This window comes from Paraburkholderia sp. Ac-20340 (genome assembly GCF_017104965.1).
Classification (GTDB): Bacteria; Pseudomonadota; Gammaproteobacteria; order Burkholderiales; family Burkholderiaceae; genus Paraburkholderia.
On sequence record NZ_JAAGPR010000070.1, the window covers coordinates 1 to 9,495 of the forward strand.

The 9,495-nt window shown below is 57.3% G+C and carries 7 protein-coding genes and 2 pseudogenes; 2 read left to right on the forward strand and 7 right to left on the reverse strand.

Translation table 11 applies throughout. The features are described 5' to 3' along the window. The 7 genes and pseudogenes from G3N59_RS36635 to G3N59_RS36665 form a co-directional block, all read right to left on the reverse strand. Nucleotides 1-442: pseudogene (locus G3N59_RS36635) on the reverse strand (transposase); the annotation flags it as partial. A 51-nt stretch (nucleotides 443-493) separates the two neighbouring features. Further along, on the reverse strand, nucleotides 494-1,411 hold the full coding sequence (locus G3N59_RS36640; protein WP_241024847.1) for a LysR family transcriptional regulator: 918 nt from the start codon (nucleotides 1,409-1,411) through the stop codon (nucleotides 494-496). 431 nt (nucleotides 1,412-1,842) lie between these two features. Beyond that, nucleotides 1,843-2,850: a membrane dipeptidase gene (locus G3N59_RS36645; protein ID WP_205987889.1), complete on the reverse strand. Its 1,008-nt coding sequence runs from the start codon at nucleotides 2,848-2,850 to the stop codon at nucleotides 1,843-1,845. A gap of 96 nt (nucleotides 2,851-2,946) precedes the next feature. Then, nucleotides 2,947-3,441: pseudogene (locus G3N59_RS36650) on the reverse strand (CapA family protein); the annotation flags it as partial. 82 nt (nucleotides 3,442-3,523) lie between these two features. Beyond that, nucleotides 3,524-5,062 carry an IS3 family transposase gene (locus G3N59_RS36655; protein ID WP_205987891.1) on the reverse strand — a complete coding sequence of 513 codons (1,539 nt, stop codon included), beginning with the start codon at nucleotides 5,060-5,062 and terminating at the stop codon, nucleotides 3,524-3,526. A gap of 46 nt (nucleotides 5,063-5,108) precedes the next feature. After that, nucleotides 5,109-6,092: a DUF2520 domain-containing protein gene (locus G3N59_RS36660; protein ID WP_205987892.1), complete on the reverse strand. Its 984-nt coding sequence runs from the start codon at nucleotides 6,090-6,092 to the stop codon at nucleotides 5,109-5,111. Beyond that, nucleotides 6,089-7,270: a CoA transferase gene (locus tag G3N59_RS36665; RefSeq protein ID WP_205987893.1), complete on the reverse strand. Its 1,182-nt coding sequence runs from the start codon at nucleotides 7,268-7,270 to the stop codon at nucleotides 6,089-6,091. The genes G3N59_RS36660 and G3N59_RS36665 overlap by 4 nt, the downstream gene beginning before the upstream one ends. A 147-nt stretch (nucleotides 7,271-7,417) precedes the next feature. On the opposite strand from G3N59_RS36665, the gene G3N59_RS36670 reads away from it, so the two are divergent. Beyond that, complete coding sequence (locus tag G3N59_RS36670; RefSeq protein ID WP_205987894.1) at nucleotides 7,418-8,311, forward strand: LysR family transcriptional regulator; 894 nt, start codon at nucleotides 7,418-7,420, stop codon at nucleotides 8,309-8,311. 128 nt (nucleotides 8,312-8,439) lie between these two features. Then, nucleotides 8,440-9,408 (forward strand): hydroxymethylglutaryl-CoA lyase, encoded by a 969-nt coding sequence (locus tag G3N59_RS36675; RefSeq protein ID WP_205987895.1) that lies wholly within the window; start codon nucleotides 8,440-8,442, stop codon nucleotides 9,406-9,408. The last annotated feature ends 87 nt before the right edge of the window (nucleotides 9,409-9,495 follow it).

A 9,495-nucleotide genomic window follows, 5' to 3' on the forward strand; every position in this document is an offset into this window, starting at 1 on the left:
CGCGCATATTCCATCATGGCCTTGCTGCCAAAAGCGGCTGACTCGCGAGAGGCCGGATACATTTACGCAAACTGTCTCGCCTAAAAAAGCCCGCTTGCAAAACCGGAGCGGACCATACATTTTTTGACCGGCCCCATTCGACTGCCTCGCGGAGAATCTCGTTCTCCATCGTTTTCTTTCCCAGCAGCCGTTGCAGTTCCTTGATTTCCTTGATGGCGGCGGCCAGTTCCGATGCAGGTACAACCGTCTCGCCCGCTTTGAGCGCCGTCAGGCTGCCTTCCTGGTACTGCTTGCGCCAGCCAAACACCTGGTTCGGATTGACGCCGTGTCGTCGGGCCACTGCCGATACCGATGCGCCAGGGGCTAACGTCTCCTGCACGATGGCGACTTTTTCCTGCGCCGTGCGTCGCCGACGACGCTCTGGTTCGGTAAGAATTTCGATGCTGTCCACGTAATGACTAGGCTTCGTGATGGTCACAAGACTATCTCTATTTTAAGAGAGTCCTCCTGTCCTCTGTTGCGTGGGGCTACTCCAGCCCGCCACGGACGACGTGCCTGCGAGAAGGTGGTCCACGAGCCGTTGTACCGGCGGCGATAGGGCTTCGTCTCTCACGCACACATACGTCTGACGTATCGCCCATTCGTCAGAAAGCGGCACCAGCTTCAAATGCAGGCCTAGCCCTAACGACCGAGCTGCAACCTCTGGAAGAATTCCGATCCCCATCCCTGCCTCGATCATCCGACAGATTGCCTCAAAGCTCTTAACCTGAACACGAAGGCGAAGCGGCTTACCTTCAACGGCGGCCGCCTCCTCCAGGATTTTGAGCATTGCAGTGTTGCTCTCGAGCACGACAAGGTCTTCGTCAAGTAGATCAACCAGCCGCCAACTCTCGGCTGCGGCACCGTGAGAGCTGGGCAGCACCGCGACGAGTTGGTCCACCTTGTACGGGTAGCAACGCAAGTTATCAACGACGTGCCGTCCCGGAAATGCAACACCGACATCCACGGCTCCCTCACGCAGGTCCCGGATGATCTCGACGCTGAGTCGTTCTTGCACTTCGACCTTAATCTCCGGGCACGTCCTCGAAAACGACGCCAGATCGTAGGGAAGGTACTGGCTGAGCGCGGAGGTGTTCGCATGTAGGCGCACGATGCCACGCAGGCCTTTCGCGTAGTCCGACATGTCAGCCTGCAAACGGTCGGATTCCCTTAGCATCAACCGCGCGTGAAAAGCGAGTGCCTTTCCAGCCTCAGTAGCCTCAGTCCCGCGCGGAGTCCTGACGAGCAGCTTGACGTTGTACTGTTGCTCAAGCAGTGCGATTCGTCGACTGGCCGCAGACAGCGCGATGTGCGACTGCTCCGCTGCCTTGGACAGGCTCCCACTGTCTATCGCCCGGATAAACAGGGACAAGGAAACTAGATCCGGCAGCATGTCACAACGTCCATTCTGATCATCTCATCACTAGGGGACTACTACATCTGTGCACCAAAGGGCGGCGATTCTCAAGCCTCAACTCGTCAAATACTTCTCATCGCGCACACGGTAGCCGAAAGCTCACGGAGCCTCATTGCCGGGCGGAGGCGTGCCAACCCGCTGCCATTTTACGATAAGGCTATAGCTGCGTCCGGGTCGCCTGGCTGGCGATCTATTTGCGCCACGCTGCCCATGCAAGTCCCATTTGCGGGCGACGGTGCGGCAGATCCACGCTTGAATGCGGCGCTGCGGGAACTGTGTGTGGCCCGGGAACGCGGGAAGCCTTCGCTGGCTTGCATAGCGCGGCGTGCCACACACCGAGTCTCCCCTAACTCTAGGCTAGCATCTCCAAGTGGAAACCACGCACCCTACTTCCATACTTGTCTGGCGACTCTTAGGAGATTTCCGCCAAAGAGCTTCCTGACTGTATCGTTACTGTGACCGCGATCAGCCAGTTCTTTGGCGACATTCACGAGATGCCATGGCGGGATCATGGCAATGCCGACGCCAGGCGGAAAGAGATCAGGCGGGAATACCTCCGGACTCTTAAGTATCGTTTGAATAACGTCATCCTGATCGAAGGCGTAATCCGTCCCGATCCCTATGTGATCATCGCCTACCAGCTCGAGCACGTGCTCGACATGCCGAATGAACGTGTCGATAGACGCGTCGTTTTCCCCAAGAAAGATGCCGATCCCGTTTAAACCAATCACCCCGCCTCGCTCAGCGCATGCGACGATCAGATCATCAGGAATATTTCTCGGGTGATTCCAAACCGACCGGGGGTTCGAATGCGAAAAGATGATCGGCCCGAACGAGAAGTCGATTGCTTCCCGGGCAGTTCGGTAGCCCGCGTGGGTACAGCAAAGGACCATCCCCACCTGGTTCATTTCCGAGATAACCTTCTTTCCGAACGACGTTAGGCCATGATCATCTTCTAAACAGCCGCCGCCGGCTCCGTTCGCGCGATTGTATGCGATCAGCATCCAACGCACGCCGAGGTCGTAGTACAGACGCACCATATCCGGCTGTTCCGAAACGGCGTTCATTCCCTCTATATCAAAACAGATTCCCAGCTTGCCGGTCTGCCTCGCGCGCGCAATATCTTCGACTGAAAGAACCAGTTGATACTTCTCCGGGTTTCTGGCGATGAACGAACGGAACAATGCCAGCATGCGAACGTGATCTTCGATTGCTCTTGAGTCGTAGCCAACCGGGATGGTCACTAGATCAACGCCGGCCTCGAAGCACCGTTCCAGTTGGGGAAGGAATCGGTCGGCGCCCGGATTAAGTGGCATACAGATGTGGTTATCCCACACAACTCCACCGTCGACCATGTCTCTGAAGAATTCGCCATCGCGGGAACGGTTCAGCATCAGATTTTTTCTCCTCGTGCGCGGCATACCCTCGCCTCTCGCGCGTACGCCGCCAACATAGTGTGAGTCCAGGAAAACAGCTTTGCCAGCTGTGTGCTAGTTACCGCGAATCACGCCGATCTCATCACCGTCACGACTCTCGATCTCTAGTTTCGTCCCGTAGGCCGCGGACAACGAACCAACTTTCGCAAGGATTCTCTTCGCGTCATCGCCACGAGCAACCCGCGGAGATCCCTGGATACGTACGCGCTCTTCCCTTGTCAGCCTCAACGGGCTTAGTCTGATTTCCGATGCAACACCGCTGTGAAACTCCGCGGTTGCGAGCAAGCTGTCGTACCACACGTCAGGAGCAGGAATGGCTTTGCGCATGAACTCCGGCTTCGTCAACGAGAAGGGATCGATGTTGAGCGCACGGGAAGCCTCGAAGGTCGGTCCTCGTCCTCCGTCGAATTGAAGGTAAAAACTGCCCAATCCGTAGAAGATCGGCTTACCCCGAAATACTTCGATCCCCCGAAGGATGTGTGGCCCCGTCACCATAACGAGATCCGCACCGCAATCCACCGCCTCGCGCGCCAGCGTTTCGATGAACTCGGCCGGCCTCGGATCGGCCCCGTCTGTTGACGTTCACCCAGAATTGACCCACCGGGGGTGCGGCTAAATTCTTGGACTGGTTTTATGCCGCAATTCTGAGGCTCTCCCGGTATTCGAGCGGGCTGAGCGAACCAAGCGAGACCTTGATGCGCTTTGCGTTATACCAGCGAATGTACGAGTCGACTACCTCAATGAATTGCTCAACGGTGGTGGCCTGCCAGTCCCGAGAATAGAACAACTCCGTTTTCAGCCGCCCGAAGAAGCCTTCGCAAGCCGCGTTATCTGGCGAACATCCTTTACGTGACATCGAGCGAATCAGCCTTGCCTCGCGCATCCGTGTGAGCCATCCGGGCCAGCGATAGTGCGCACCACGATCGGAGTGGACTACAGGTCGGACGTTGCTGTCGGTCACTGTTTCGATGGCTGCGTCCAGCATGGAATTTACAAGTTCGGCGTCCGGCCGCGTGCCGATCGACCAACTGACAACGAGCCCATCAAAGCAGTCAATCAATGGCGAGAGATACACCTTGCCAGCCGGAATCTGGAACTCGGTAATGTCGGTGAGCCACTTCTCATTCGGGGCTGCCGCTCGGAAGTCACGATTAACGATGTTCTCGGGCGCAAGGCCTATTTCGCCCAGGTAGGAGCCGTAACGACGCCGCTTGGCAGTGGCAGCAGCCAGCCCTTCCTGCCTCATCAAACGTCGCACGATTTTCTCCGAGATGAAGGTCTGCCGCCTGCTCAGTGCCGCGCGTATCCGGCGATAGCCGTAGCAACGGTGATTGTGCTCGAAGATCTCTGTGATCGCGCGACGCACGCCAGCGTATTTGTCAGCGACAAGCAGTCGTGCCCGGTGGTAGAAGTAGGAACTACGTGCAAGACCGAGAGCGGCGAACAGTGCTGGGAGCGCATAGGTTTTTCTCAGGGCATCAACCAGCATCGCCTTCTCCCGGTTGCTCAGGAGCTGCAGGTCGACGCCCAGGTCTTTTTTTAGCAGTTCGTTTGCCTTCTTCAGCAGGTCGTGTTCGAGTTGCAACTGCCGGATGTCGCGTTGAAGCGATTCGACTTTACGCTCCAGTTCTGCCCGCTCAGGGGCTGGTGCTGGATTCTTGGGGCGTTTCATGGATGCCGGAGCCTCACGACCGAGTAGCTTGTTTTTCCAGTTGTATAGCGTCGGCCTGCTCACGCCTATCTTCTCAGCAATTACGCGTGCACCTCCCTCTCTGGTGCACAGTTCGATGACTGCTGCCTGCTTCACCGCCTGCAGCTTCGGAACGCATCCAGCTTTCCCGACAACGCGTTTCCCGGTCCCGGGATGCAGTTCTTCGATCCAGGCTGCGAGCGTCCCGCGCCCCGGGTATCCCAGCGCCCTTATGGTCTCAGCAACACACCTGTCATGACCTAGATAGTGGTCAACGGCCGACTTCTTCTGTTCGGGCGAGTACTTCGGCTTCGATCGCACATAGCCCGACCGCAGATCATGACATTTTTCATATTCGCGATGCCAGGACTTCAGAGAGTTTTTCGTCGGGTACCCGAGTTGACGAATCGTCGCAGCGACGCGCTTTCCTAGTTTTATGTAGAGCCGGACCGCTCGGACGCGGTCTTCGTACGAGTACATGAACTACCTCCAGATAGTCCAAGTTTTCGTCCGCACCCCCTGTGGGTCAGGATTCGGTGAACGCCAACAACCCTCCCTCAGCCAGCGCTTTCCTAACGCGATCCGCGGCGTCTACATCAAGACCTTGCGGCCTTTTCAGAGCCAAGTCGAGCGAGCGGTAGCAAAGTTCCACATACAATCGTCGCGCGTCGGACGACTGAGCTTCGAGTGCACTGACATGGGATGCAACAGTCGCTGCGTCTCCACGCGACACCGGGCCAGGCATCCCGGCCGCCAAGCCGCGTGCCTCGATGGATTGCAAAGTGCCACGCACGAGCGGTATCAGCGCGCGGAGCGCTTGCGCTTCTGTCGCGCCCCACGACGCCCATATTTTCACCGCCTCAAAGAGGATGACGTTGATGTATTGGGAGGGGTAACCCGCGGCCGCATGGTACAACGCGCGGACATTCGCCGGTAGTCGATTGACCGCGCAACCCAAGGCAGCAGCGATTGCTCCGAGCGTTTGGAGGAGATCGCCCTCTGCCTCGACGGAAACCGTGCAGCCGGCCAGGGATTCGGCTGCCGCGATCGGATCCGTGAACGACTGCATTGGATGAAATCCTCCTACAGCCGCACCATCCGATGCAGCTTTCGCCAGAACGGTCATATCAGTCGCGCCGCTACAGTGAACAACCGCCATTCCGGGCCGCCAACACAAAGTTTCGACGGTCCTCTGTATGGCTTCATCCGCAGTCGTCACGAAGACCAAGTTGCAAGTCTCGGCGACCGCTTGTGGGTCCAGCACCTTGCATTCAGGAGCGATCGTCGCGAGCGCCCGCGCCGCTCCATCATTGCGACTCGCTACCGCTGCGACATTCACACCGACCCTCGTAAGTGCGACAGCTAAGGCTGCAGCGAGTCTGCCCGCGCCGATGAACCCGATACACAGGTCGCTAATAGCCCGCGCACCGAGGGGAGAGCTTGTTTCTACCCTTGTGCTCAAGTTTAAGGGCGACTTCATCAAACGGCCGACTTCTTCATCGAGACTCATCTCATCAACCCGGTCGAAATTCTCATCGCTTCGTTTTCGGACAATTCCGCATCCGATTCGCCCAAGATTTCTTCGGCATCACCACCGAGCAGTGGCGCGGGACGTCGTATCGTACAGGGCTCATTTCGGAACTTGATCGGAAAGCCGAGCATCTTCACTTGACCATGACCGGGGTGCTCAACCGTGAGAATCATCTCTTCATGCAGCACCTGCGGATCCTGATACGCTTCCTCAAGCCCCATGAGATTGCCGCAAGGGACGCCCGCTTCGTTCAGTATCTCTATCCAGTGCGCCCGAGGCTTCCGGCTTATGACCTCGTTGACCAGCGCGTTGACCTCTGTCCGCCGCAGAACCCGGGCGCTATTCGTCGCAAAGCGTGGATCCTGCATAATCGACTCTAGGCCCAAGACGCGAAGAAACTTCACAAGTACCCCGTCATTGGAAGGAGCGATGGCAATCACACCGTCGTTCGCGTTAAAAAGGCCGTACGGTGCAACGAGGGGATGATCGTTGCCTGATGGGTCCATCTGCTCACCACTTGCAAGATAGTTCGCACTGACAAACGCACCATAACTCAAAAGTGAACCGAGAAGCGACGCGGAAACTTGTTCTCCCTTTCCTGTCTCCCTGCGCCGGTAGAGAGCCGCAACCGTTCCAAGCGCTGCGTAGTTTCCTGCCACCAGGTCACTGATCGGGAGCGCTGTTCGCATTGGTCCCGTATCATCCGTTCCATTCATGGTCATGAAGCCACTCATCGCCTGAGCAATGAAGTCGAACGCAGGCCGACTCGCGTACGGCCCTGAGGTTCCAAACCCGTTGATGCTTGTATGAATGATGCCCGGCGAAATCTCCTGAAGACGCTCCCATCCCAGACCCATTTTGGCCATGACTCCCGGGCGGAAGTTTTCGACCACGACGTCTGCTCCGCGCAGCAACTCCTCAATTTGTTGCATGCCTTCAGCCGAACGAAAATCGAGAATGATCGACCGCTTGTTCCGATTGAAGGACGCGTAGTACCAACTTATCCCCTCCACCTTGTCGCCTTGCTCGCGAATCGGGTCGCCAGCCAGAGGTTCGACCTTAATAACGTCCGCCCCCATGTCGGCCAACAGCATGGTGCAGAACGGGCCCGAGATGATCCGGGTCAGGTCAATGATACGTACGCCATCCAATTGCATGCTTGTCTCCAACGGTATATGGTCTCACTACGTCAATGATGCGACAGATCTCGGTAGCGTTGACGTCGTAAATTCTCAGGTACGCATCGTGAAACGCGATGCCGCGTACCTGGCGGAAATTCTTCACTTCGAGCGTCAATCTCTATCATGCGACTCAGCCTTTACTCACTTCGACTATTCGTTTCTGTGGTGGATGAGGGCACGATTGCAAAAGCGGCGGAAAGGGAACATATCGCATCCTCTGCACTCAGCAAGCGCATATCCGAACTCGAGCAATCACTGGGTACACCTCTACTCGTCCGGCTTGCCCGTGGGGTCCAACCGACGATCGCGGGAAGCGTGCTCGCGAAAGGTGCTCGACTCTTGCTCCGAAACGCCGAAGACCTCGCAGACGAGATTGAGCACTTCGCGTCTGGTCTCTCGGGGCAGGTCAGGGTTGCCGCAAATCTGTCCTCAATTACGCAGTTTCTTGCCGCCGATCTCGGCCGCTTTTGTGACGCGCATCCGTTCGTTCGCGTCGACCTGGAAGAACAGGTGAGCGACGAGGTTGTACGGCTGGTCTCTGCGAATGCAGCAGACATCGGCATCTATTCGCTCTCTGACAAAGACCACGAGCTCGAGACCTTCCCTTACAGGACGGACCGGATGGTCATGGTCGTTCCGGATACTCACCCTCTCGCTTCGCGCGAATCGGTGTCCTTCGCCGAAACACTCGATTACCCGCATGTTGGTATGCATCCGGGCAGCGCTGCAAACGCACTGCTAATGCGCCACGCGAGCGATCTGCACCGCCAGATCCAGCTCAGGTTCCAGGTTACCTCCTACGACGCCATGATCGCGATGATCAAAGCAGGCATGGGCATCGGAATGATGCCCAACCATTCGATTTCCCTGTATTCAATCGACCGGATGAAGATTCTCCAGCTCGATGATAATTGGGCCGCGCGCCAACTAAGACTCTGTGTACGAAGCACCGAATCCCTCACGCCGGCTGGACGGCTGCTCCTTGATAGTCTTTGCTCCGACGACTCGCCCGCGTGACCTCAAGAGATTAAGCACTAGTCGCGGTTCGAGCCATCGTCATTCGCCATGGGCCAATCGCGAAATGGCGTGGGTGAACCATTGCGCATGCGGTACTCTGCTCCGAAACAACTTCCTTCGGAGACGCAATGACCAAAAGCCCATCCCATCCATATCCCGTATTCGCGCGGTTCACGGACGTTGCCCTGCGCGATGGTCTCCAAATGGAGACGCAATTCGTTCCAACGCGCACAAAGCTTGAGGTTGCGAACGCGTTGATTGCGGCTGGCGTGAAGCATCTCGAAGTCACTTCGTTTGTCTCGCCACGTGCAGTACCGCAAATGCGGGACGCCGCCGAACTCGTCGAGTCGATCGATCGGTCAACCGGCGTCCACCTTTCCGTGCTCGCGCCAAATCAGAAGGGAGTCGAACGTGCGCTGGAGGCGCGCGTCGATACTATCGTTATGTTCGTCTCGGCGTCCGAGAGTCATAACAGCAAGAACGTCAACAGGTCCATCGCGGATTCGACTCGGGGAATCAAGGAAGCTGCAGGGTTAGCGAAGAGCAGCGCCGCACAGCTACAAGGTGCGATCGCGGTGGCATTCGGCTGCCCCTTCGAGGGTGACATCGAACCGTCGCAGCTGATACCGATCGTTGATGCCTACCTGCAGGCAGGATTTACCGGAATTACGCTTGGTGATACTACGGGCATGGCAACGCCTCTCAACGTCGAGCGAACGGTTACGGCGCTTCTGAAGCGTTTCGACGACATACCCCTCACATTACATTTCCATAACACCCGCGGAATGGCGCTCGCGAACGTCCTGCGCTCACTGCAGCTCGGGGTAACGTCTTTCGAATCATCGCTTGGGGGGATCGGCGGCTGCCCGTTTGCTCCCGGCGCTACCGGCAATGTAAGCACTGAGGACGCTGTTCACATGCTTGAACACATGGGAATCACTACTGGCGTTGATCTGCCGCGGTTGCTGGACGCCGCCCGGCTGCTTGAACGCGTGCTGGGACGGCCGCTTCCGGGACAGGTTATCAAGTCGGGCGATCGACTAAGACGGTACGACGTTGTCGCGCGCAGTTGTAAATTGATACAGCAACGCAGTTAGGAATTGATACACCTCGTTGTAGGGTTGCTCCTTTTGGGCGGCCCGTGATCAGCTACGAGGAGTACATGGAAATCGAGATTCTGCGTC

Bases quoted from the DNA above. Each gene is read 5' to 3' on its own strand.
- G3N59_RS36645 (WP_205987889.1), bottom strand. From the start codon at position 2,850: ATGCTGAACCGTTCCCGCGATGGCGAATTCTTCAGAGACATGGTCGAC.
- G3N59_RS36655 (WP_205987891.1), bottom strand. From the start codon at position 5,062: ATGTACTCGTACGAAGACCGCGTCCGAGCGGTCCGGCTCTACATAAAA.
- G3N59_RS36660 (WP_205987892.1), bottom strand. From the start codon at position 6,092: ATGAGTCTCGATGAAGAAGTCGGCCGTTTGATGAAGTCGCCCTTAAAC.
- G3N59_RS36665 (WP_205987893.1), bottom strand. From the start codon at position 7,270: ATGCAATTGGATGGCGTACGTATCATTGACCTGACCCGGATCATCTCG.
- G3N59_RS36670 (WP_205987894.1), top strand. From the start codon at position 7,418: ATGCGACTCAGCCTTTACTCACTTCGACTATTCGTTTCTGTGGTGGAT.
- G3N59_RS36675 (WP_205987895.1), top strand. From the start codon at position 8,440: ATGACCAAAAGCCCATCCCATCCATATCCCGTATTCGCGCGGTTCACG.